We start from the raw sequence: 25,216 nt of genomic DNA on the forward strand, positions 1-25,216 counted from the left end.
TAAATTATAAGAATTTGTGCAAGAGCTGGTCCGTTTCGAATAATGGGAGGCCTACCACAGCATGATAGCTACCCTCAATACGCGTTACGAAACGGCCTCCGATACCCTGGATTCCATAGCTACCAGCTTTATCGCATGGTTCACCCGTATGCCAATATTGTTCTATCTCGTTTTCTGACATAGGTTTAAACCATACGTCTGTAGTCACCACTACAGTTTCTTGTTGTTCTTTACTGGCCACTGTCACTGCTGTCATCACCTGATGACAACGATCTGACAGCGACATCAGCATCTGTTTAGCATGTTCCAGATCATCGGGCTTTTCCAGAACGGTGTTGTCACAAACAACGATGGTATCTGAGCCAATGACAACAGCTTCACTTGCGAGCGCTAACCCCGCGAGCGCTTTATCTTTAGATAGGCGTGCGACGTACTGCTTTGGATTCTCATCTGACGATTGACTTTCTTCGACATCGGTTCGAATAACAGTAAACGAATGACCTAATTGTGATAACAGTTCTTTGCGTCTCGGTGATCCTGACGCCAACACCAACTTTTTCATCATCAATTACCTTACATGCCAATGTCGTCTGACTCTGCGCATCAACAGGAATAACCACGGCCACAGAATACAGTTTATCAAGCCACTCCACAGAGACAGCAGATTAAATGTAATGTCCTGTATCAGGTATTCTCCTGAGAAAATCAGAACATCCAAAACAATAGAGAGCAGACCAATTAGCATCGCTTGCTGCCAAAGGGCCATATTCCTCAAGACCAAGAAATTAAGCGCCACCAGATAAACGACGATCGACATCATCATACCGCGAATACCCAAGGTGGAACCGAGCAATAAGTCCCACAGCAAGCCAAGTATCAAAGCGGTACCGACATTTACTCGATGTGGCAATGCCAACACCCAGTAACAAACCACAAGAAACAGCCAAGAAGGTCTTAACACATCCAATACGCCAGGCCATGGAATAGTCTGAAGGGTTAAGGCTATTAAAAACGAAAAGGCAATGACCATTTTGCCTTTAAATACACTATTCGCCATTACCGCTTACCTCTTGCATATTACTTGGTAATGCCTGTTGAATCTTGTCCTGACGAGAATCATTTGGCCAGATGAGAAGCAAATAACGTAGGCGTTCAAAATCGACAACCGGTTCAGCTTCTATCGCTGCGAATTCACGCGCAGTGTCACGGACAACATTCACCACGTGCGCCACTGGATATCCTTCTGGGTACACTCCCCCCAAACCGGAAGTAACCAGTAAGTCGTCTTCCTGAATATCGAGGCTGATCGGAATATGATCTAAGTTGATTCTGTCTATCTTGCTGTTGCCTGACGCGATAACACGGATGTCATTACGAATCACTTGGACAGGAATAGCACTCTGGCTATCTGTAAGTAACAATACGCGGCTGTTATGGGCGGAAACAAAGGTTACCTGACCAACAATCCCTTTTTCGTTCGCCACAGGCTGGCCGACATAAACGCCATCTATCTGGCCTTTATCAATAACTACTTGCTGACGATATGGTGATGTATCCACGGCCATCACTTCAGTGACTACTTTACGCTCGTCTCGTACAAACGAGGAGCCCAGCAGTTTACGCAAGCGCTGGTTTTCTTCACGATACTGATCCAGCAGCAACATATCATTCTTAAGACGCAGAATTTCACGCTTAAGCTGATGGTTACTCTCCATAAAGTCTTTGCGAATATTGAAACGCTCATAGACCCCATCAAACATAGTGCGAGGAACATCAGCTAAATACTGAATCGGGGCGACCATGCTGTTGAGTAAATAACGTACCTGAGCAAATGCGCCTAAACGACTATCAGCCAGCATAAGGCTGGCTGATATAATGACTGCGAAAAACAGGCGTAATTGAAGTGAAGGTCCTCGGCCAAAAATCGGCTTCATTGAGTATGAGTTCCTTAATCGCTCGAAATAGCCTAGTGGTTTGCTAGGCCAATTCGATTATTCTTCGCTGAATAGATCGCCACCGTGCATGTCGATCATTTCTAGAGCTTTACCGCCACCACGTGCTACACATGTCAGTGGATCTTCCGCGATAACCACTGGAATACCAGTTTCTTCCGTTAGAAGTCGATCAAGATCTTTCAATAGCGCGCCGCCACCTGTAAGAACCATACCATTTTCTGAAATATCAGACGCAAGTTCTGGTGGACATTGTTCCAGCGCAACCATTACAGCGGAAACGATACCAGTCAGTGGCTCTTGTAGCGCTTCAAGAATTTCATTTGAATTTAGGCTAAAGCTACGCGGCACACCTTCAGCAAGGTTACGACCACGTACTTCAATTTCTTCAACTTCATCACCTGGGTATGCAGAACCAATCTCGTGTTTGATCTTTTCAGCGGTTGCCTCACCAATCAAGCTTCCGTAGTTACGACGAACATAGTTGATGATCGCTTCATCAAAACGGTCACCACCAATACGTACTGAAGATGAGTAAACCACACCGTTTAGCGAGATAACCGCCACTTCCGTAGTACCACCACCGATATCAACGACCATAGAACCCGTAGGCTCAGAAACACGTAGGCCAGCACCGATTGCTGCCGCCATTGGCTCATCGATCAAATAAACTTCACGCGCGCCAGCACCAAGTGCAGACTCACGAATAGCACGACGCTCAACCTGAGTTGAGCCACAAGGTACACATACCAAAACACGAGGGCTTGGTTTAAGAACACTGTTGTCATGCACTTGCTTAATAAAGTGTTGCAGCATTTTTTCGGTAACGTAGAAGTCTGCAATCACACCGTCTTTCATAGGACGAATTGCCGAGATGTTACCTGGAGTACGGCCCAGCATTTGTTTTGCGGCATGGCCGACAGCAGCGACACTTTTGCCTGCTCTGTTACGGTCCTGACGGATAGCGACTACTGAAGGCTCGTCTAGGACAATACCCTGTCCCTTGACGTAGATAAGAGTGTTGGCAGTACCTAAATCGATTGATAGATCATTAGAAAATATGCCACGAAGTTTTTTGAACATATTCTTCGCTCGTCCTGAAAGAATTAGAAGATAGAAAATTGCACTAAATGTACCAATGCCTTGCCGTATCAGCAAGGCATTGAACTATAAACATGGGCTGAAACCCGCAATTTCTAACAGATTCCTAACGAAAGTCGAAAAAATCTCGTTGTCTCTAATTCTGTTCATTCCACCAAATGACTCGATCACTCCCTCGGTATAGACCAAATTGTGTCAGTCCTGAAGTGGAATTTTCAAAATTACCATCACCATCTTCATCATCCATTAGCCATGGAAACAATGAATTCACATTAAGAGAAGTTGTGATCGTTCCGGTGATGCCAGATCCAGGTGGAGTAAACTCTATCCAAGATTCTCCACTGCTAGCTGTAGAAGAAACTAGTGACGCATTGACCTCTGGCTGAGTAGGGCTACCGTTAGTTACAACCGTATATTCCCCTGATGTGAATACAAAGTTCCCAATAGCCCCAAAGCTGGTGCATGAGTCATCGGTATTGGTTTCAAAGCGATTGCTTTGATAGTGTTGCAATTCCAGTCGCTGCCTTACAGTTGCAATCTCAGAGCCATAGGTGTCGTTAATAACCAGCCTTCCCCAACGAAGTTGCATAGTGCCATCTACATTATCAAAGGTAATGCCTTGACAATCATCACTACTCCCAGAATGTGCTGATTTAAAGCATACGCCATCGGAATCTTTAAGATCACGTTCATCTAACTCGAGTTGAAAGTCAGCAGTAAATGGATTTATTGGCGTTGTATCTTTGGTGTATAAAATATGCTCATTTTTGAGCACTACTTTACTATCATTCGTAGCATTTCTCTCAACACTTGGGCTAGGTATTGATGACGTGTCAATAGAAATTGTAGGGTTACCGCTTGCGGCGTTATACGTATGATAACCCCACTGATTGCTGTAACGCCACCACCCATCATCTAGATAATTTTTAACGTCTGAGCCACTTGCTGATTGCGGAGACAAATCGAGCTGTGGTTCTGTTGAGTAGTTAAAAGATTGCCCAATATAGCTAAACCCACCACAAAACGCATCCAATACGGGGGGAAGTGGAATTGAGACTGCGAAATAAGCAGGGATAAAGCGCCCTAAGTTACCTGTAGAGACGGGTGAAATCGTATAGCCATGAAAAGTAGTTGTTGGTGTTACGGTTATATCAAAAACTCCAACTTCAGAAATCGTCTGTTCGATAACGTTAGTTCCTGAATCTTGTGGGACATGATTATATTCCTGTACCCCTAGCGTACCTAACTCTTTACCAACAGGTGCAATAAGTTCATGAGTAATTTCAATATCACTATGCTTGTAGTTATATAACACTACATCATCTTCACCATAAGCCGTGACCTTTAAGTCGAATGTTTCTCCTGCTGCTGTAAAAACGTCGCATGAGGTATCTGCGGCTATGCATTCACCATCATTACCTGAATAGTCCGCTACAACAGCTAGATATTTTGGATATCTAACAAAATTCTCACTCCCTGTCATTTCCAAACCGTCTTCATCACCCGTTCCAATATAGCTAGCATTTAGCTGAATCTCCCCAGCATCTGGGTAGTTAAGGGTAAATGAGGCTTCGCCTGAACTGTTAAACGATAGATTAAGTGCAGTCGCATCACCCTCTGTTGTTCCAATAGCATTAGAATCAATCGATACCTGAGGGCTACCCTTAATTTCACTACTAACAGGATCAACATACGAGCTCCAGAAATTGATGTTCTTGGATACACTGCCAAAACTTGGAACACATTGCTGAGAGTTATCGCTTTTCTTTACCGCCCTTATTTGTGCAGTAACTGATTCATTTGAGACTTTATCTTCTACATCAATCACAAAACCACTGTCAGAAAACACCACATCACAATTATCTGCACCCAAGCCACTGCCGTCATTACACAAATTGGTCGAGAAAGGCCTAGCTGGAGGAGTCGAGCCCGTCACACCCAAGGTTAAAGTCCCCGGTTGGTTCTTTCTGATAGAGAAAGTCCCTGAGCCGCCAGAAAAAGTTTTCACATTTCCACCGATCCATCCTCCTCCCCCATCAACTGTCGCCGGAGAAAGAGTTGCAGTTACTGAATCAGTATATAGCTCGCTACAACTTGAATTCTTACAGGCTCTAACGGTAACTTCTTCTGCATTGCAAGTGAGTTCTTGTCCTGTGTGGGTGATTCGAAAATGATCGATTTGATCTTCTATAGGGCGTGATTGCAGCGCACAAACCTGGAAGTTATCAATCTCGTGGATATTGGTCACACTGCCGGTAGAGCCCGTAATTGAGAGCAAGAAGTCATCTGGCACCGCAGCTTGGTTGTATTGACTATCTAAGACATTGATTGGCCCGACAATAGACTGCCAGCTACCGTTACCGATCTTACGTGAAATTTCCACCTGCGATTCATTTGTGATCCGAGAATCCACCACAATCTTATAACGATGCACCGCACCAGAATTATTGTTATCGACTGTTGGCGACAAACAGTTACCATTCTGGTTAGTTTGGCCATTGTTACACGCGCCCGCTAGATAACGATAACCCGTTTCATCAACGCCGGAACCACGCAATGCTACCGACTGGCGTCTCCGCCCTGGGTCACTACCCTGCCCGCCTTCATTGGAAAAGTTACCATATTCATCAATACCTACGCCGAGCCAACCACCAGCAAATCCGGGCTCGTTAGGTTTAAAGCCATAACCTAGAGGCCCACCAAATGCGCCAGCTCTTGGAGTAACAAGAGCATCTGAAAGCACGACACCAATACCATCCGCGCCGGAACCATTATAGGCAAAATGATCAAACTCTATTTCAACCAAGTTATCCTTAGCTGGGAATAGACGCTGATAAGTCGACGACGTCGCTTGATCTTGCACCGCTTGAGTAAAACGCAATCGACTACTAATTACACCTGGCATGAAAGAGCCGCTACTTGTCGACGTCACCCAGAGATTAGATAGTGAGCCTGAATTGAAATCATCACTAAAACACTGCAGCGTTGGTGTATTACTACAGGTATGACGCTGACGATATAGCTGGCGGATCTGTTGAGGTGTTAAATACTGATCAAAAATCTGAACTTCATCGATAGCGCCATCAAAAGCTCGGCCAGACACGTTTTGATCCTGACCAATCTGAAGTGGATTTGAATTTGTACGGAGCTGACGATTTAAATTTGAGCTATAAGCTCCTTTACGCTCACCATTGATATAAATCTGTGCTCGTGTATTTTGATTTCGATAGCGAATAGTAACAAAAGTCCATTCATTCAATGGAATTTGCTCAGTACTCGTCAATGAGCGCGTGGTGCCATTGCTTTCTTGCCACCACCAGAACAAGCGCCTATTGCTATCTAAGTGGAGTTCAAAATTGGTGTCTTTAGAGATAACACTATACAGGCCCCCTGAGTTTGGAGAGCTGGTGGGATATATCCAAGCCGAGACAGTCAGCCTATTGCTAACATCCAGTAAACTGTTATCAGCGACTTCAACATACTGATTATTGTCGTGCTCAAAGTATCCATAGCCACATGTACCTAGGCTATCAATAGTAGGTAGAGCTGGCGTTGATGTCGCAGTTAAAGCACCATTAATCGCGCGCCCGTGTAAATTGTTACCAGACTCATCTTTGACTTCATTAGCAGTACCATTCCAAGTAGATTCTTCAAGATGGTACAGCGCTACAGGATCTGGCAATGCATCAACACCACAAGAATTCGCTGGCGACTGCTGATACAGACAAGTGCCTTCAACAGTGCTGCCGTCATTAACATAAACAGTTCCCCAGTTGGGTTGCCCAGCTGTCACATCACCAACAATTTCCGAGCCGTCTTCAAGCTTAATGTGGTTGTTGGTACTGGTCAGGTCACCAATAACGACAGAGTCTTCTATCGTTATTTCACCATTGGCGCTCACATCACCATAAACATCTGAATCCTTAACGATGACTTTATTGTTCGAAGACGTTAGATCACCAATGATATTAGAATCTTCAATGGTGAGATCGCCATTAGAATCAATATCACCAGTAACTTCAGAATCCTTAACCGTCACTTTATTATTTGGAGTCGTTACGCTACCTGTGACTTTAGAAGACTCTTCGATATTGATGTCACCATTAGCAAAAACACTGCCCGTAACTTCCGTCCCTTTCAGCTCAACTTTGTTGTTATTAGAACGAACTGCACCACCGATGTTACTGTCTTCAAGGACTACATCGCCACCAGTAATAATTCCACCAGTCATCTCAACATCTTTTAGCGATACCGAGCTGCTGTTGGCATCAAAGCGCCCGTATAGCTTATTGTTACTTTCTGACCAATCGAATGAGCCATAGCTTGCTTCAAGATCAATGGTATAAGTGGCATTACCGACCGTATTGCCACCATCGAAGCTAAAACCATCATCGGCATCTAATATCGAATTATCGGTAGCGCGAATAGTGTCATTAGAAGAGAGTTCTACCTTACCGTTTTGACAGCGGTAAGTATCCGTTCCCGAACCAAAAGATAAAGACCAATTACCCGAAGAACATGGTGGCAAGCTGCGTTCAGAAGGCGTTTGCGATAACACATACTCCTGAGCCAAAACAGGAGTCGCCAATAACGCGACTAAAATTAAGAATATTCTAGGCATCATCGCGTACTCCAACTTCTATCACTCTTTGCAATTGCCAATCTCCAACCACGCAACTTCCAGTGGAAACCAATTGAAACACCTCAACATTGTTATCCAATGTACCCAAAGAGGTACAGGTAACCGACGCCGAACATTGAGATAAACCGACTCCGTTAAAGTTAATCGTTTGTTGAACACCAACCTGACAGCTGCCATTTTGGTAAAAGCGACTTATTTCTACCTGCGCTGCAGAACGCGCTGCCATTTCCGCTCTCGTACCAATTACTGAGGCAATCAGTTGATCACTACTGCGTTCTTGGTTCCGATTTGCGATCGCCGCCATAAAACCCACCACTACGACAATGATGAAAATAACCAGCAGCAAGCCGCTCCCTTGCTGCCTACGGCGTGTTGTAGATAAGCGCATCATGATCAAACCTAACCTGCTCTCCATTACCGACGAAGGTCAGCTCCATTTTAACTAGGCCATTACGTTGCAACTGGGGATCAGCAACAACAAAGTTGACCTGATTAAGATTTCCAGCAACCCTAACTCCAGTACCTAATAATGCAGGCGTTAAAGTCGCTCTATCTAGATCATAGCCGGAATACCGCAGTAGCTCATTGCCAACTAGGCAAAATGCGACTGGTTCACGATAGAAATAAAGGCGATCTGCTGGGCTCAATGTCGTAAAACCGGTGCTCACTGTCAGGTCAACATCCACCATAGACGTCATCGCGCCACTTGCAGCAAAATCGACAGTGGTACTGACTTGAGCGGTTTGGCCAGAACCATCCACATCTTCTCTCAGTTCAGCACTATCGGTTGGATACACCACAATACGCTCGCCCGCGGCAATACTTTTAACCACTGGGAGCACTCTGATTGACGAAGAGACCGATAAAGCCATAGGAAGATCCATATATATGGCACTATTTGTAATTGGCAAAATTTCAATACAGTTATTCGCTACCACAACACTATTTGGAATCGCTTCGCGAATTTCTCTACGCATCCTTTCAGTGGCAAAGCGGCCTTGCTGAATTAATGCTTCACGATTTGATGAATCTGAATACAATACCAATGATTGACGCACCACTTCGCCGACAAACAGACCAACAATGCCTAACAAAGTAATGGAAACAACCATTTCAATCAGAGTAAAGCCACGCATCAAAAATTCCCTTTTGTCGCCGCGAATGGGTAAGTGTTCCCCTGACGATCAGTAATAGTGACGGTAATTCGCTTATAGTTTGTTATGGTGGAGGATTCCGTGCCTTGCATGGTTCCACTGACGTCTTGTTCATAGAAAACCGTTATAGATACATTGTATCCTTGGTAGCCATCACTAAGGTCGTCACTAAGGTCTTCACCTAATACGTCTTGAACCACCCCATTCAGTCCGTCAAAGTCATCGACATCGTTGTACAGCGTTTTATTTGTCTCTCCTGGATCTGTGCCAAGGGCAGTAGCATCTGTACATAAATCTCGGCCGACGGCAGCAACGATGACACATTCAGGTAAACCGCCATTCGGACCCGAGTTCTGATCAAAATTACGACCTAACACTTCGTCCAACACCGCACGACCTAACTCAGCCGCTTTAACCGACGATACTTGATCGGCACTTTGTTTACCTTTAGGAAATAGCGCAATCGACACACCACTGATAGCAATACCAATGATCACGATAACAATCACCATCTCCAATAACGAAAAACCGTTATATTTAGCAACTTGTCGGGTTCGCAAAAATACCACCTTCTGAATTGATACAAATAAATCGGCTGGTGCCAGATTGGCCCTGAATAGTCACAGTACAATCAGTAGTTGAACACTGCGAAGGACGACCTAGACTGTCAAAATCGACATAATTTTCTGAACCATTGGTGCTGATCGTTAATGACACGTCGTCTCCAGCAGCATCAACGTAGCTACTGTCGCTGGTATCAGATGGGAATACGATTGCACAGCCGCCAGATGATACGGCTGGCGAAACGTGAATAGCCTGATTATCAATGACCAACCAGCGACTACATAAACCATTACGATTCATTGCCCTAAGCTGAGTTAACCGCAAAGACGATAAAACAGCTTCTTCCATTAATTGTGCATCAAAGCTGCTTTTACCTACGTAGCGACTAGCAGCATAGACTGATACCACTGCAAGCAACACAATGACCATAATAAGTTCAATTAACGTAAAGCCTCGACAAGGCTTAGCATTCATAAGATACCTAAGTAGCTAATTTTTCTAATTTGATTATAAATTAGAAAAGCTATCAGTGAGGTGATTTGTGTAGATTTTGAGAAGAAGTAAGAGGTTAGTTCTGTGTGAGAGCATGACAAAGAAAAGGCCAGCAAAGCTGGCCTTTTCTTTAATAATTAGTTACAGCCACCTGTAGCTACAGTTGTAGAAGCTGCACTCGCAGTAGAAGTCCCACTAGCCTGTGTGTAAGTAACAGCACACGTTGTATCAGTAGAGCCACTAAAGCTGTATGTAATACTTGTGTTTGCCACACTTGCTATTACATCCCAATCTGAATCTAGACCAACAACTGCTGCCCCTATACCGCCAGTTGTCGCAAGCGGGTAACCATATCTTGTCAAAACCCCCTCAACTGAGGTCCCAGCAGCTGCACTAGCAGTCTCTTGACCATCAATAACAGCTTTGCCATATACGATACCAGCAGCACCATCAATAGCACCTTTCAATCCTTGTAGAGATGCTTCACGCGCATCTCCTTGCAGGTTAAGAAAACGAGGTGCTGCAGTTACTGCCAGAATACCTAGAATAACAATCACCACCACTAATTCGATTAGGGTGAAACCGCCTTGTTTTTTCATAGTCTCTATCTCTCTATGTTAATCCGCAGTACTACTGCAATGTCACGGTCACGCGACCGGTTTTAATCTCATATACAAACTGATGATTCGTACCACCTTCTTTCTGAATGTAAGTACAAGTGTCATTAGAATCATCAGCCTGAGCTGAATACTTTATATTTGTGTTGGCGTTGGCATTCGATACAGTGTCTACACTTGGTGGGTTTTGTAATAGGTTTCCCATCAAGTCGATACAAATCTGATCCGTCAAACTTGCCGGAAAACTCGTGTTATCTGTATTTAACCCAAACGGGTAGCCATCTCTAAAACCAGTGTCAGCATTACTACTGTTTTTAGAGCGAGTTAACCAAAAATCAACACCATCATAATTAACAGTGTTATAGGTTTCTGCGTTCACGGTCACTGAAGGACGAGCTTCAGCCTCCCACTGAGCACGTGCTGATAGCACTCCAGTCGCGAAACCACCAGCCACGCCTTCAACGCTGGCTTTCTTCGCTTCGTCAGTCACATCTAAAAAGCGTGGCAAAGCCGCAACGGCCAGTAAACCGACGACGACAATGACAACAACAAGCTCAACTAACGAAAAACCGAATTGCTTATTATGCATAATTATAAACTCGCTATTTAGTACAACGTATTATACGAGATATCCACGATATAGCCATCACAAATATGTCAACAAAATCACCTTGCCGAAAAACCGACACTCACTGTAAATTTATTATCTACTAGTTGTATATGAATCGATTTTTCCTGATTGTAAATATAGTCACATCGATAACTATTTAATTCAGAGCGATTAACTACCTTGAGTGGAATTGAATCCATAATCCGCTGCTCTGGATATAATGTCGAAAGCCATGACTTACACTGATTACTATTTCCTAATTTCTCTGGTAAAACCCAGCCAGTCTTTGAAAACGTTAGGTTTTCTTCTCCAATAGTCAATATTTTTTGCTGGCCTTTAAGCATCCACTGCTGTTTATAAAAACTTGCTCTTTCTATAATCCTCTTACTGGCAAGTAAAAAGGCCGCATCATCGACATCCTTTTCTAATTTCTCCAGCACCAAAACAAAGCTCATCATCAAAATAATAATAGCCAACAGCCAGAGTACCAATCTTGAACGCTCTATATTGTTCGCCATATTAACCTTGAATAGCGTCTAACATACCCCACATTGGTAGGAAAATACCTAGTGCCAGTATTAATACCATGCCTGCAACCACTACTAATAATATAGGCTCTATTCGTGCTGTCAGCGTCTTCAAATCGTAATCAACTTCACGATCATAAAAATCAGCCGCTTCAAGTAATAACTCATCAATTCGTCCGGTTTCCTCACCCACGGACAGCATTTGCAGCACTAAGGGGGTAAACACTTGGCTATTACTCGCCGTCGTTGAAATGGTTCCCCCTGCTTCAATTGAAGATTTCATTTCCAACAAACGATTCTCGAGGTACTTATTTTCTAGAGCTTCCGCAGAGAGAGCTAATGACTGATTCAAAGGCACACCAGCCTTAAGCATTAGCGCAAAAGTGCGAGAAAAACGGGAAAGCTGCGCTCGATTAACAAGATCACCAATAATTGGCATGCGTAAACGAAACTTATCCCACTTTTCTTGGCCTTTTTCCGTTCTCACCCAAGCTTTGAACGCAAAGATCAAGCCCACGATACACGCCAACATAAATGCCCAATAGTTGACAAAAAACTCCGATGTCGTAATGAGAATGCGCGTTGGTAATGGTAAATCGACTCCAAAACGAGCAAACATACTCGCAAACTGCGGAATCACTTTCACGTTCAGGACAAACAAAGCCACAACGATAAAACTAATAACAAAGGTGGGGTATCGCATTGCTGTCTTGATACGCTTGCGAGTTTCCACTTCCTGCTCATAATAATTGGCCAGTTGCATCAGAGCCTGATCCAATCGACCAGTGTTTTCCCCAACATTGATCATTGAAACAAACAGCGGGCTAAAGACCTTGGAATGCATCTGCATTGACGCCGATAAACTGCGTCCGTTAGTCAATTCCTGGGTGACCTCTTCCAAGGCTTGTTTCAGCTGTTTGTTGGCGCTGTTTTGGGTCAACCCTTTCATGGAGCGAAGCAAAGGGACACCCGCTTTGGTCAGGCTATACAACTGACGACAAAAGATCACCAGCACTTCCAGCGGAATTGAAGGTGTAAGCAATGATCTGATATCCAACTCAAAGGCGCGCCCACCACCGCCTAAATTGATAGAGGTAGGAATGATACCTTTATTGATCAGAGACTCAGCAGCAGCTTCTTCATTAGGCGCATCAACCTGCCCAGTAGCGGCAGTACCGTCTAAATTTCGTCCCTGATAACTAAATACTGGCATGATTCATCCTATAAGTAGATGGCTTCAACCGAGCCGGACGCATCGCCTTCACCAAGGTTCATGACTTCATCTAAACTCACCACACCTTGTAAAGCCAATTCCATGGCAGAAGCAAGCAAAGGCTTATAGCTCTCAGACTGACGGGCGACCATTGAAAAGCCTACCGCATCGTTGGCGCGCAGCTTATCCATCATGTCCTGCTCCAATTCGAGCATTTCAAACACGCCTATCCGCCCTTGATATCCCGTTAGGTTGCAGTTCTGACATCCACGACCTTTGACAAAATCCGCCTGTCCCTGGTTAGGAAAACGTTGAGCCAACCACTGCCTGCGTGAATCGTCCACCTCATCTTTGGTCTTACAATCTGGACATACTTTACGTACCAAACGCTGAGCAACAACAGCTCGTACTGCACTAGCCACTAGGTAACCTGGTGCGCCCATATCCATCATCCTCAGAGCGCTATCCACCGCATCATTAGTGTGCAATGTGCTCAAAACTAAGTGACCCGTGAGTGCAGCACGCAGACCAATTTCTACCGTTTCTTGGTCACGCATCTCACCAACCAGAATAATATCTGGGTCTTGACGCAAAAAGGTTCTGAGAATGGTTGAGAAATCGAGGTCAATTTTCGAATTCACTTGGACTTGGTTAACACGGGGTAAACGGTATTCCACCGGATCTTCTGCAGTGATGATTTTCTTACCGGGTTCATTAAGTTCACTCAATGCGCCATAAAGCGTGGTGGTTTTCCCCGAACCTGTAGGACCGGTGACTAGTATCATGCCGTGAGGGCGGCGAAGTTGACGCCTAAGGCGAAGCAATAGGTGCTCAGGAATCCCGGAATGTTCCAATTTTCGTACACCCGTTGACTGATTCAATAGACGCATAACGACGGATTCGCCATGCTGGACTGGCATCGTCGACATACGAATGTCGACTGATTGACCCTTAGCGCGAATGTTAAAACGACCGTCCTGTGGCAAACGTTTTTCCGAAATATCCAGATTCGCCATTAACTTTAAGCGCAGCACCAAGGCAGGAGCGACATTGACTTCATTTAATAGGGTTTCATGCAGGACACCATCGATACGTTGACGTAAGCGCAATACATTGGCATCAGGCTCAATATGGATATCTGAAGCACCAACTTGAATAGCATCTTCAAACAATGAGTTAATTAGCTTAACAACGGTAACTTCATCGCTGTCTTCATCTTCAATATTAAAATCAAATGCTTCAGTAACCTGATGCTCTGCCTGCAACTGCTCTGCAAATGAGGCGATTTCCTTGGTACGTCGATAATAGCGATCAAAGCCATCAACCAGCTGTTTCTCAGGCGCAATGACAAATTCAATACCGTATTGAGGCAATTGTCCAAGCAGTGCTTCCTGAGCAAACAAGTCTGCAGGGTCGCTCATTGCCACCCTCAATGTGTCACCTTGACGACCGATCACTAAGGTTCTCAGACGACGAGCATGAACTTCAGGCAAGAGCTGCACAGCGTCAACGTCAACGTTCGCTCGGCTAAGATCAATCAATGGAACATCAAGCTGCTGAGATAGGAAGGTCAGCATCTGGTGTTCGGTTAAAAAACCTAACTCAATCAGAGTTGCACCCAGTTTTCGACCCGTGCTTTTTTGCGCGGCTAGTGCCTCTTCGACCTGAGAGTCGGTAATAATGCCTTCTTCGACGAGCAAGTCACCGAGACGCTTTCTCAGTTTAATTTGCATCTGGTTGCTCCTCTAATCGACTAATTAGCGATAGACGATCGCGAATAAATTGTTGCGATTGGCTGGATAAACCCAATTTTGTGAGTGCCTGCTGATAGGCTTTTTCGGCTTCAGGTAAATTTAAAGCACGCTCTTGCTGGATACCTAATCCAAGCCACCAACGGCCACTGTCTGGCTCCATCGAAACTAAATTCTGGTAACTACTGAGCGCAATTTCGTCTTGCTTGGATTTCTGTGCTAACGCGGCTCTCAACGACAAATACTCAACTGGTACTTGCTGTGGAAGATGAACTAAAGCCGTTAGTGCCGCTTCATTTTGCTTTTCTTTCATCAGCAATTTCGCTAGAGACATTCGTAGCGCAGTATTATCTTTGTCGAGTTGAATACCTTTACGCAGAATATCCACCGCCTTTCTTGCTTCACCTTTACCGTAATATAACGCCGATAGTTTCTGGCGAATCTTAACGCTATTGGGCGCGTAGCGAAGCGCTTCCTGATAATGGCCAAGTGCTTCTTTCAGGTTGTTGTCATCAAGCGCTTTCTTGGCTCTTGTTTCCGCTTTTTCTGCCAGTTGAGCTGGTGACAGTTCAATTTGCTGAATAACAACTTCACCTTGTGCAACTTGAGTGGGTTTCTGTGAAACACTGGCAACGGCTATTGGCAAAGGCTGAGGTAGATGAGCCTGAGCTTCTTCCTCGATGACAGGCGCAGGTTTGGTAGGCTTATTCACGGTACGAGATTGAGGGTTATAAATAACGCCACTGCTCTCAGAAGGTTTAGACGTCGGAGAGGCTATTTGGATTGTGGGCTCAGCGACAGTGACAGAGACTGGTTGTTGCGGCAATTCTGGGGACTGCGTAGAAAGAGCCCACCCACCAACAGCAAGACTTAACCCAAAGCTGCCGATCACCCAGGGCAACACTTTGAGCTGTTTAACAGGTTTGACTTGCGCTTTGACAACCTGCTCTGGCTTATGCGAATGGTTACTAGCCAGCTCAGACAGCGCATTGTTAATCGCACTCATGATAAACTCCAGCCCCAAATTAACGGGCTTTTAAATTTCGGTTTACAGCTGTCATACGTATCGTGAATGGCGCTAAACAGCTGTTCATTATTGACGCTCAAGCTACGTTGGCTACACGCTAATACTAGGCACTTGTGACAGATTTGATTCACCAGTCTTGGAATCCCGTGGCTGGCTTTCCAAATCGCTTTTTTCTGGCTGACAGTAAAGATTCCATCCTCCCCACCCGACTTCTCTAATCGGTTGTCAATGTAGGCGACCACCTCAGCAATTGTTAGCGTTCTTAGTCGTGCACTGAAAGTTATCCGTTGACGGAACTGGCGAAGATGATGTTGCTCTAATCTCTCATCCAGTTCCGGTTGGCCAAACAAAACGATCTGTATTAGCTTGTTGTATTCGGTTTCTAGGTTGCCAAACAAACGCAGTACTTCTAGAGCTTCATCACTCAGCGCCTGAGCTTCATCGACAAACAGCACAACAGGCAATCCACCCCGAGCTAATTCAATAAGTTTAGCTTGAATCTCTTCAACTAAGTTGGTCGAGTCTACTGAATCAACGGCCAACTCAGTCGCGATGGCTCGTCTTAACTCATCACCATTAAGGGCAGGATTTGGCAGATAAACCAGCTGCACATCTTGCTCAAGTTGATTGACTAGAATGCGACATACCATGGTCTTTCCTGTGCCGACTTCACCCGTCACCTTTATCAGCCCTTCCCCCATTTCAATTGCCGACTGAACGGTTTGAATGGCCTCATAGTGAGGCTCCAACCCCAAAAAAAGCTCCGTATTTGGGGTCAGATGAAAAGGAAATTGAGTTAAACCAAAATGCTCCAAATACATGTGCTACTGCTCATCAGGAAACCATTCTTGAAGTAAATCTCGTGAACGTTCAATCTCTTTCTGCCAAGTATTTACACCCACAACTGTCGGCTTCAATAGAATGACTAATTCTGTTTTTTCAGTATATTGCGTAGTGTTGCGGAACAGATGCCCCAGAGCGGGGACATCACCTAAAAACGGGACTTTGGATGTTCTATCCAATGTGTTGGATTTCATTAAGCCACCAATAACCACCACATCGCCATCTTGTGCACGAATAACAGAGTCCGATTCACGAATGGAGCTGGTCGCTAGTGGCAAAGAGACTGTAGACGTGCCATTAGTGATCTCTTTATTTTCTTCCGTTACGTCAATCACCGCTGGGTGGACATGTAATAGAACACTGCCGTCATTATCAATTTGCGGGGTGACATCAAGGGATATGCCCGAGAAGAATGGCGTCAACTCAATATCGGTACTCGTGGTAGATGTCGTGCTGCTTGTGTCAACATTAGTCGAGAAGTCTGTCACAAAGTAGCTGTCAGTCCCAACTTTGATTACGGCTTTCTGATTGTTTGACGCCGTGACACGAGGACTAGAAAGTACGTTCAAATCACCCTGAGTGGCCATAAAACTGATCACTGCATCAAAACTGCCACTGGAAATCACTAAGTTTGTCTGTCCGCCCAGTAGGGTGCCAATCGTATCCAAACCTGGCAATGTTGCCGGCGTACCGGTTGTCGTCGGAGTTCCCTGACCTATGGTGTAATTTGTCCCGTTCGACGTGAAGGCTTTTGACCAATCGATACCTTGCTGATAGCCGTCACTCAAAGTGACTTCGAGAATCTTAGCTTCCAAAATCACTTGGCGATGCAGTCGTTGCTGAGAGACACCAATAAAGCTTCGCACTTCGCGAATTTCATCGGGGAATGCGCGAACAGTAATCACACCAGCCTGTGGTGTAATAACAACACTCTGCCCTTGACCTGAACCAATTAACTGACTCACGGCTTGTTCCAGCTGTGGCCAAAAGTCACTTTCACTGGTCGTTTCAATTTCAGTGCCGCCCTTAGCTGAACTGGTGTTCGAACTGCCTGTACCGGAGGTATCTGAATCTGAGCTAGAAGATGACGAACTCGATGAGCTACTGTTGGTGATGGTCCCAGTAGTAATCGAGGTTAATGAGCGACCACTACGCTTGAACTGTAAGTAATCGACCGGAATGGTTACTGTCCTTAGCCCAGCAGGATAAACCTGAATCACTTTACCAGTTTTTTCAATTTGGTAGCCGTATAGATCGCGTACTACGGACAAGACTTCATCTAGAGTCACGTCCGTTAAATTAACGGTAATATTGCCGGATACCTCTGGATGCAGTGCAACACTAAATTCAGTTCCTCTCACCAAACTGGCAAAAAAGGCTTTGGCTTCGACATCATTCGCTTGAATTCGAAAACGCTTTACTGTTTCGAGAGCTGCTAGCCCACTATCCAGCTCTGGCATTAAATCAGCCTCTACAGAAGGCGGAAGCTCATCCAGACTGCGACTGCCTGACTGATTTATCGCTTCATTCAGCGCATCTTTAACTTCAACAGGCTCCCGATGGCCCATTGAACAACCCACTAATGATGCAACAGTCATTGCTACAACGAGTTTACGCATACGATTCCAATAACCTTATTGTTTTATATCCAGAGTAAAAAGCTCTAATTCCCACTGCTTGCCTGCTCGAGAGAGCCTGACCAGCTCCGGTTCAATGCTTGTCACTTTATATCCATTCACCGTTTCTCCGACCAAAGCTACCTGATTGTTTAACACCGCGCGACAATGCCCAGCATCTCGGCAAACAATACTTTGCAGCATAGGCACTGGCTGCTGAACAATCTTGGTTGCTGGCTTGGCCTCCCGAGGCTTCTGCCAACCAAGCGGAGCTGTTGGGTCCTGAGATGCACTGACCACCGATGAAAAAAACGCAACAGTCACAAGTAATAATCTAACCACCGATGAACTCCTGTCTCGTGCCTAACGTGTACACTTCCAGCACCAGTCGTGCGGTAGGGTATACTTCGACGGTATAACTGAAACTTCTCCAGTAATAATTGACAGGCAGAGACTCTAGTGTGTTGAGATAAGTCAGAATAGAGAAATAGCTCCCAGTTAACTCTAGCCTTACCGGATGCAAGTAATAGCCTGTTCGTGTCTGGTTGTCTGCTCCCCCTGTAATGGGTTCCGCTGTCATAGACTCTAATGAAACTAGCTTAAGGCCTTTAGTGCCTGCTAGTACATCTTCCAGTAACCGCGCCATTTGGCTAGGGGAAATCAGGTTTTCAATAATCTGTGCTAACTGCTCTGACAGTTGCTGACTTTCAGTCAATAACTTCTTAAATTCGAGGTCAATATTTTGGTTGGGGTCTTTATTTAGCTTTGCTGTGGCAAGTAAAATATCGCCTTCTAAGCGTTGAACCGTCTGCTTAGTCGAACTCAGTTGCCCAGACAGCGCATGATTTGCTTTCACCGTCGGTTCAATCAACCAAATTAGAAGCATAACGCTGAGGACCACCAAGCCACAAAGCGTAAGCAGCCATTTCTCTCGCAAGCTCAGAGTTTGAAACTTATCGTTTAGTTGAAGCCATAGCTGTTGCATTATTTCGACTCCTGCTTAGTGATAAGTTCAAACGTCACAATGTCGTCATCGTTACGACCAATGCGCAGCTTTTCAAATGTCCGCCCCACTAAATTGACTTCCGACTGGAATTGATTCACCCAGTTTGGGATAGCTTTTGCTTCTCGTGCCAACCCCTGCAAATCCATGGTATTTGCATCAATAAAAATATGGTTTAGCGAGATGTCTTCCCGACCCAATTCCGCCAGTGCGCGCATTACACCTGAGTAACCTATCTGTTGAGAGTCATCAAATTCATCGACAGCTTTTAACGAAGCCCGTTTAGCCTGAATATCCAGTTTTAATCTCGCCACTGCGGCAACTTTAGCAGCAGATGGCTTATGCTTGGCCAAACGTTCATTCAAGCTTGCCAACTGCTGCTCAAACTCTCTCTGCTGGATTTGGAAATCTTCTAGCTCTTGATTTAGCGTGCTTTGCTGAAAATGGAGGTAAGCGAATGAGGTAAGCAAAATGGCCGCTACCGCTCCCCATGCAAACACAACATTAGTAAGAGTAAAGTTTTCCTTCTTCGGCTTAAGTGAATCTGGATAGAGATTGACCGCTTGCTCGCTCAATTGCTCTGAAAATTCAATCAGAATATCGCCTGACTCTCTGTCATCCTCACTTAGCGCAGCGACTTTAACGCTTAAACGCTCACTTAACGCCCCCACCAGCTCAGGTTGATCTTCTTCATCACAACAAACTTTCATCTGATGCAGAGAAGCACCGCGTAGCTGCGACGATAGATAGTCAATCGAACGTTGTAGCTCTAATGCAATACCATCAAGTTGCAGGACGCTGGTGGCAACACCTGTTAGCGGAGATGCAACCCCTCGAATGGTTCTTTGAAACGCACAGTGATGGTCAACAAAGGCGCTAACTCGGAAACTGCTTTGTTTGCTGCGCTGCAGTAATAAAAAATGCGAAACTTCACCAGCCGACACACCCCAAACTTCATCTTCGACTAAAACACGATCAAGCTGGATATGATGAGCAGACAGCTGTTGCTGTAGTCCGAAGATCAGACTCTTAGGCACAACATAAACCTGAAGTTTATTACCAACGGGAAGCTCGGCCGCATCCGCAACAATGTCCGTCACTTTTTCGCTGATTAGGTCTTTAAGTAAAAACGGCAAGGCACCCGCTAGTTCTGCCTCTGGAATGTTAGGCTTATCGATTTGATAGGTTTGGTAAAACTTAGAATTGAGAACGATATCGAGATGAATCTCAGGTAATTTAGCCTGTATCAGCGTTTTGAGTAGCGTCTCTTGCCAAGCGCCCCCCTCCACCACCACCTTAGACGGCAGCGCATGGTCAACCAACGCTGAAAAATACAATTCACCGGGTTGAACAACGACGGTCAGTTTATGGCCGACCTTTTTGTTGTGCTTAAGCTTTCCGATCAAAGACTGAATGTTCATTTACTACTAACTTTTCGCCATCGATTACGGCGACCGATCTGAACTTTAGTGGTCGCCATGACTTTTTTCTCAGTTTCAACTTCAGGTAATAACTGTTGCTCGGACTGAAAATAACGTCCTTGAACGCCTTGTACTCCTAAAGCCAGCATCGTTTTATACTCTTGTTTATTGTCGACACCAACGGCAATAACTTGAGTTTTAAGTCCTTCACAAGCACCTAACAGGCTACGCACGAATAACTGATTCTCATCTCGCTGATCTATTTGCTTTACCAAGCTCCTATGCAATTTTAAAAAGTCGACCGGTAGATCTTTTAAATAATGTGTACTGACAATTGATCGTCCAGCTTGACCTACCGAAACTCTACAGCCTAATCCGGAAATCATCTTTATTACCGGGCGCATATAATCCAAGTGTTTTACTAACCTTGCTTCTGCGAATTCAAAAATTAATAACTTTCGCTGCTCTGCTGTCAATTGTAGTAGTTCATAACGAAACCATTTCAGATAATCTCGCTCAGAAAACGGCACAACGTGAAGATTTACAGAGTAACATATTCTTTTCTTTGAGACTTTCAAAAATTTGACGACCGTCGAAAAAACAGCACGGTCGAGAATCGACTCATAGCCAACAGACTCTATTGCTGAGTTAAATCTTGATGCTTTTATTAAACCTTTATCGGGATCGTTAATACGGACAAACAGCTCAGAATGTTCAAATATTCGGTCTCGGTGTGAATCTAATAAATAACAAGGCTGATGGTATATATAGAGCTTTTCAGGCTTTAGCACTAAATCGAATAGAGTACGCCAACGTACGCTGCCCCGCTCATCCTCATGCGTGACAAGCTTGTTAAATTTATTCCAAGTATTGACTCGTTGTAACTGTGCGCTTTTGAGCGCTGTTTCTACCTCATCTAAAATACGCCCCTGACTTTCACCTTCGCGATACATACTAATACCAATATGCACCCAGTTTTCCTTATCTAGTGGACTAGGTGGGGACAATTTTGTCAGTTGCTTTAAGCTATTCACTGCTATTTGTGAAATATCTTTACTGCTTAAGTGAGGAGCAAATATGGCAAAGTCTGATTCGTAATAACGTGAAAGGATAACGTCAGGATAGCGCTGAATAATATTATTTAGGTTTTCACCAATATCGACCACGAAATCATCAGCAACAGACTTACCCGACTCTTCTTGCAATTGGTCCCAGTCATCTATTCTCAGCAGCAATACTCCACCATGCGAACCGTGCTCTGACAATGCGGCTTCAAGCTTACTGTCAAACAATACACGATTTGCGGTACCAGTCAGTTGATCGAGAAAGGTTTGCGTGCGAATGAAGGTATCAAAGCGACTTCGCTCTTGGCGAGCGTCCTGTAACTCCTCTATCAGGCAGTCCAATGCTTCGCTGGCTGTATATGGCCATTCTTTGACATCGCCTTTGGCGTATTCCTCGACTCTTCCAGCCAAGATCATTCGCCCTCGCTCTTCAAGGAGCTCAGACCCTGCCAACTGCTCTCTCAGCCATTTTACGCCCCGCATCAAGCAAAAGATGATCAACGCCACCGCCAAAGTGATCGACCATAAAGCCTCAAGGGAGTATCCATAGCCAATATAGGGAGGCACCGCTTTAAACTGAAGTCGGTAACCGACATTGCGCTCGAGTTGATATTCCACGTCGTAAAGAAGCGCTTTGTCGACTTTCGATGAAGTGTCCTTATAGCGATAGATCACCCCATTGTCAGACAGCAGTTTCATTTCAACAATATTGGAAGCCTGAAGCATCTTAGGCATCCAACGTTGAAGGGAATATGCGGCATCAGGGTCTTCCATCTCTTTATCCAACACCTCAACAATTCCCTGTAGAGAATGATCTAGATACTCTTGCCCTAAGCGCTTGAAAGATAGTGTCCCACCTAAAAATAGGATGAACATCGCACTGGTCACTATAACGGTGACAAACGCAACTAGGCGAGTGCTCAGTTTTAAGGTGGGTGTATACCTCATATAAGAAGAATTCCTTTCTTGAATTAGATTGTGCAACATCCATGCTCAGTCAGAGTACCTAGGCCGAGATACTACTAACTGATTAGTCTGTTTTTTAACTATATAAAAAAGCCGCGAAATTCGCGGCTTTTTTCAGGATTCAATGAGTTAGAATGGGATATCGTCATCAAAATCCATTGGTGGCTCATTATACTGAGGCTGATTTTGGTTCTGCTGTTGAGGCTGAGAGTATGGTTGCTGAGCCTGAGCAGGTTGGCTTTGTTGCATTGCTGGTTGCTGAGGTTGACCCCAACCACCTTGCTGCTGAGGCTGGCCCATTGATTGACCCGGTGCGCCACCTTGAGCACGACCACCTAGCATCTGCATAACACCATTGAACCCTTGAACCACAACTTCAGTGCTATAGCGATCCTGACCATTCTGGTCTTGCCATTTACGTGTCTGCAGTTGACCTTCAATATAAACCTGAGAACCTTTGCGTAAGTACTCACCTGCAACTTCAGCCAGCTTGCCAAACAGAGATACACGGTGCCACTCTGTTTTTTCGCGTTGCTCACCTGTTGCTTTATCACGCCAGCTTTCAGACGTCGCAATCGTGATGTTTGCTACAGCGCCACCGCTTGGCATATAACGTACTTCCGGATCTGATCCCAGATTACCGACTAAAATAACTTTGTTGACTCCACGGCTCGCCATGATTCGCTCCGTCCAAATTCTGTATTGATCTAAAAATAGCGCATAAGGATAACACGCTTTAGTCTGTGAACAAATTGCAATCCACACAATGAGTTCACAAACTCATTCACCCTACTCAAAGCAAAATTATTTTCGAGTAAATTCAATCTATTGATTGAGTGATAGATTTATTAGTTACTAGCTAACATGAAATTAAACGCAATCCTGTAAACCAAACTCGCACCAGTCGGAATTCTCATTCACTCTGCCAACACACCTAATTAAACCGAATGAAGAACCTTATGACTAAAAACATCTATACCAGAACTATCTACTTTCTCTGTGAAGACAGCTCTCAAAACAACCGTTTCATTCATCAAATAGAGAAGCAGCTCGGTGTTGATATTCCGCACATTGAACCAAACGAGTTGATGCTTGCCATGCAGCAACACAAACATAAAATTCTAATGATAGATTACCAAAACTACAGAAAGCTCAATAATCAGATTCGAGATTTGCCTCTATCGAATAAAATGTTTGAAACCATAATCTTTAATGTAGAAAAAAGACTTACTACAGAAGAGCTACTGTGCTTTGGCAACTTGAAAGGATTGTTTTATCAAGATGACTCCGTTGAAGCCATCGCTAAAGGGTGTGGTGAGATAATCAACAGTCAAAACTGGTTGCCCCGTAAAGTCGCAGCTCAGCTACTGCATTACTATCGTCATGTTGTGCTTAGCCAGACAGCCCCTGCAACTGTGGATTTAACCTCACGTGAAATTCAGATTCTACGCTGTTTAAAAACTGGGGCGTCCAATATGCAAATCGCAGAGGATCTGTTTATTAGTGAGTTTACTGTTAAGTCCCACCTTTATCAGATTTTCAAAAAGCTTTCCGTTAAAAATCGTGTCCAAGCCATTGCTTGGGCTAATCAACATATGCTGTCTTAAATCTAATCCGATGCGCAAAAACTCACATTTTGTCTTTAACATTCATTATCCATTCACGCAAAAAGTGATAAGGTTGCGCCAGCTATAATAGATTAATTAAAGATATAGGGTTTAAACATGATCAAAAAGTGCCTTTTCCCGGCTGCTGGCTACGGAACTCGCTTTCTTCCTGCAACTAAATCTATGCCTAAAGAAATGATGCCAGTCGTCAACAAACCGCTTATCGAGTACGGTGTTGAAGAAGCCATTCAGGCGGGCATGGATGGCATGTGTATTGTCACTGGCCGTGGTAAGCACTCGATCATGGACCATTTCGACAAAAACTACGAATTGGAGCATCAAATCAGCGGAACAAATAAAGAACAACTGCTGGTCGATATTCGTGACATTATCGAAAGCGCTAACTTCACTTACATTCGTCAACGTGAAATGAAAGGGTTAGGCCATGCAATTTTGACTGGGCGCGAGCTAGTCGGTGATGAGCCGTTCGCTGTGGTACTCGCAGACGATCTTTGCGTCAACGAACAAGAAGGTGTACTGGCTCAAATGGTCGCTTTGTTTAAGCAGTTCCGCTGCTCTATAGTGGCAGTACAAGAAGTACCTGCTGACGAGACGCATAAATACGGTGTGATTTCTGGTGAGATGATCAAAGACGACATTTATCGCGTCGATGACATGGTTGAAAAGCCAGAACCTGGCACTGCGCCAAGCAATCTAGCTATCATTGGCCGCTACATCTTAACTCCAGATATTTTCGAGCTGATCGAAAATACTGAGCCGGGTAAAGGTGGTGAAATCCAGATCACCGATGCACTTCTGAAACAGGCCAAGGCCGGGTGCGTACTGGCATACAAATTCAAAGGGAAACGCTTTGATTGTGGTAGCGTTGAAGGATACATCGAAGCAACCAACTACTGCTTTGAGAACCTTTACCTAACGGATAGCAAAAAGTCAGAACTGGATAAACAAAAGACGACAAAAGAAGCTTAATCGCTTTACGCTAAACATGCTTCAAAGGCCGCTCAATTGAGCGGCCTTTCTGTTAC

Annotated in this window: 24 protein-coding genes; 2 read left to right on the plus strand and 22 right to left on the minus strand. The window is 44.7% G+C overall.

Annotation, left to right across the window (positions count from 1 at the left end; translation table 11 throughout):
* Window positions 1-4 precede the first annotated feature (4 nt).
* From FIU99_RS14575 to FIU99_RS14680, 22 genes are all read right to left on the minus strand, one after another.
* Window positions 5-565, minus strand: a complete 561-nt coding sequence (locus tag FIU99_RS14575; RefSeq protein WP_006958279.1) for a nucleoside triphosphate pyrophosphatase — start codon at window positions 563-565, stop codon at window positions 5-7.
* A 3-nt stretch (window positions 566-568) separates the two neighbouring features.
* Window positions 569-1,057: a rod shape-determining protein MreD gene (mreD, locus tag FIU99_RS14580; RefSeq protein ID WP_006958280.1), complete on the minus strand. Its 489-nt coding sequence runs from the start codon at window positions 1,055-1,057 to the stop codon at window positions 569-571.
* A complete protein-coding gene (gene mreC, locus FIU99_RS14585; protein ID WP_006958281.1) occupies window positions 1,047-1,934 on the minus strand; it encodes a rod shape-determining protein MreC in 888 nt (295 codons plus the stop codon). Before mreC ends, mreD begins: the two co-directional genes overlap by 11 nt.
* Window positions 1,935-1,991: 57 nt before the next feature.
* The gene (locus FIU99_RS14590; protein WP_004747218.1) at window positions 1,992-3,035 is read right to left on the minus strand and encodes a rod shape-determining protein; all 1,044 of its coding nucleotides are present in this window, start codon (window positions 3,033-3,035) and stop codon (window positions 1,992-1,994) included.
* Window positions 3,036-3,189: 154 nt separating this feature from the next.
* Entirely contained in the window at window positions 3,190-7,677 is a 4,488-nt protein-coding gene (locus FIU99_RS14595; RefSeq protein WP_152472332.1) for a DUF6701 domain-containing protein, read from the minus strand.
* The gene (locus FIU99_RS14600; RefSeq protein WP_038509458.1) at window positions 7,667-8,086 is read right to left on the minus strand and encodes a hypothetical protein; all 420 of its coding nucleotides are present in this window, start codon (window positions 8,084-8,086) and stop codon (window positions 7,667-7,669) included. The genes FIU99_RS14595 and FIU99_RS14600 overlap by 11 nt, the downstream gene beginning before the upstream one ends.
* Window positions 8,058-8,834: a PilW family protein gene (locus tag FIU99_RS14605; protein WP_172974066.1), complete on the minus strand. Its 777-nt coding sequence runs from the start codon at window positions 8,832-8,834 to the stop codon at window positions 8,058-8,060. Before FIU99_RS14605 ends, FIU99_RS14600 begins: the two co-directional genes overlap by 29 nt.
* A complete protein-coding gene (locus FIU99_RS14610) occupies window positions 8,831-9,361 on the minus strand; it encodes an MSHA biogenesis protein MshD (RefSeq protein ID WP_236612152.1) in 531 nt (176 codons plus the stop codon). Before FIU99_RS14610 ends, FIU99_RS14605 begins: the two co-directional genes overlap by 4 nt.
* A gap of 25 nt (window positions 9,362-9,386) precedes the next feature.
* Window positions 9,387-9,887: a prepilin-type N-terminal cleavage/methylation domain-containing protein gene (locus FIU99_RS14615; RefSeq protein WP_006958286.1), complete on the minus strand. Its 501-nt coding sequence runs from the start codon at window positions 9,885-9,887 to the stop codon at window positions 9,387-9,389.
* 155 nt (window positions 9,888-10,042) lie between these two features.
* Window positions 10,043-10,504 carry a type II secretion system protein gene (locus FIU99_RS14620; RefSeq protein WP_006958287.1) on the minus strand — a complete coding sequence of 154 codons (462 nt, stop codon included), beginning with the start codon at window positions 10,502-10,504 and terminating at the stop codon, window positions 10,043-10,045.
* 31 nt (window positions 10,505-10,535) lie between these two features.
* Window positions 10,536-11,111, minus strand: coding sequence for a prepilin-type N-terminal cleavage/methylation domain-containing protein (locus FIU99_RS14625; protein WP_006958288.1), 576 nt, complete (start codon window positions 11,109-11,111; stop codon window positions 10,536-10,538).
* A gap of 77 nt (window positions 11,112-11,188) precedes the next feature.
* Window positions 11,189-11,650: a hypothetical protein gene (locus FIU99_RS14630; RefSeq protein ID WP_006958289.1), complete on the minus strand. Its 462-nt coding sequence runs from the start codon at window positions 11,648-11,650 to the stop codon at window positions 11,189-11,191.
* A gap of 1 nt (window position 11,651) precedes the next feature.
* Window positions 11,652-12,872, minus strand: a complete 1,221-nt coding sequence (locus tag FIU99_RS14635) for a type II secretion system F family protein (protein ID WP_006958290.1) — start codon at window positions 12,870-12,872, stop codon at window positions 11,652-11,654.
* A gap of 8 nt (window positions 12,873-12,880) precedes the next feature.
* Window positions 12,881-14,605 carry a GspE/PulE family protein gene (locus FIU99_RS14640; protein WP_006958291.1) on the minus strand — a complete coding sequence of 575 codons (1,725 nt, stop codon included), beginning with the start codon at window positions 14,603-14,605 and terminating at the stop codon, window positions 12,881-12,883.
* Window positions 14,595-15,629: a lipopolysaccharide assembly protein LapB gene (locus FIU99_RS14645; RefSeq protein WP_006958292.1), complete on the minus strand. Its 1,035-nt coding sequence runs from the start codon at window positions 15,627-15,629 to the stop codon at window positions 14,595-14,597. The genes FIU99_RS14640 and FIU99_RS14645 overlap by 11 nt, the downstream gene beginning before the upstream one ends.
* Complete coding sequence (locus tag FIU99_RS14650; protein WP_039951295.1) at window positions 15,626-16,471, minus strand: ExeA family protein; 846 nt, start codon at window positions 16,469-16,471, stop codon at window positions 15,626-15,628. Before FIU99_RS14650 ends, FIU99_RS14645 begins: the two co-directional genes overlap by 4 nt.
* A 3-nt stretch (window positions 16,472-16,474) precedes the next feature.
* Complete coding sequence (gene mshL, locus FIU99_RS14655; protein ID WP_006958294.1) at window positions 16,475-18,112, minus strand: pilus (MSHA type) biogenesis protein MshL; 1,638 nt, start codon at window positions 18,110-18,112, stop codon at window positions 16,475-16,477.
* A 15-nt stretch (window positions 18,113-18,127) separates the two neighbouring features.
* A complete protein-coding gene (locus FIU99_RS14660; RefSeq protein WP_006958295.1) occupies window positions 18,128-18,451 on the minus strand; it encodes a hypothetical protein in 324 nt (107 codons plus the stop codon).
* The gene (gene gspM / locus FIU99_RS14665) at window positions 18,444-19,094 is read right to left on the minus strand and encodes a type II secretion system protein GspM (RefSeq protein ID WP_006958296.1); all 651 of its coding nucleotides are present in this window, start codon (window positions 19,092-19,094) and stop codon (window positions 18,444-18,446) included. Before gspM ends, FIU99_RS14660 begins: the two co-directional genes overlap by 8 nt.
* Window positions 19,094-20,533, minus strand: a complete 1,440-nt coding sequence (locus FIU99_RS14670) for a hypothetical protein (RefSeq protein WP_006958297.1) — start codon at window positions 20,531-20,533, stop codon at window positions 19,094-19,096. Before FIU99_RS14670 ends, gspM begins: the two co-directional genes overlap by 1 nt.
* Window positions 20,530-22,545, minus strand: a complete 2,016-nt coding sequence (gene csrD, locus FIU99_RS14675) for an RNase E specificity factor CsrD (protein ID WP_006958298.1) — start codon at window positions 22,543-22,545, stop codon at window positions 20,530-20,532. The genes FIU99_RS14670 and csrD overlap by 4 nt, the downstream gene beginning before the upstream one ends.
* A gap of 147 nt (window positions 22,546-22,692) precedes the next feature.
* On the minus strand, window positions 22,693-23,241 hold the full coding sequence (locus FIU99_RS14680; RefSeq protein ID WP_006958299.1) for a single-stranded DNA-binding protein: 549 nt from the start codon (window positions 23,239-23,241) through the stop codon (window positions 22,693-22,695).
* Window positions 23,242-23,522: 281 nt separating this feature from the next.
* On the opposite strand from FIU99_RS14680, the gene FIU99_RS14685 reads away from it, so the two are divergent.
* Together FIU99_RS14685 and galU are read left to right on the plus strand one after the other, a co-directional pair.
* A complete protein-coding gene (locus FIU99_RS14685; protein ID WP_006958300.1) occupies window positions 23,523-24,170 on the plus strand; it encodes a LuxR C-terminal-related transcriptional regulator in 648 nt (215 codons plus the stop codon).
* 117 nt (window positions 24,171-24,287) lie between these two features.
* Complete coding sequence (gene galU / locus FIU99_RS14690; protein WP_006958301.1) at window positions 24,288-25,160, plus strand: UTP--glucose-1-phosphate uridylyltransferase GalU; 873 nt, start codon at window positions 24,288-24,290, stop codon at window positions 25,158-25,160.
* The last annotated feature ends 56 nt before the right edge of the window (window positions 25,161-25,216 follow it).

The sequence above is a fragment of the Vibrio sp. THAF64 genome (assembly GCF_009363455.1).
GTDB lineage: Bacteria > Pseudomonadota > Gammaproteobacteria > Enterobacterales > Vibrionaceae > Vibrio > Vibrio coralliilyticus.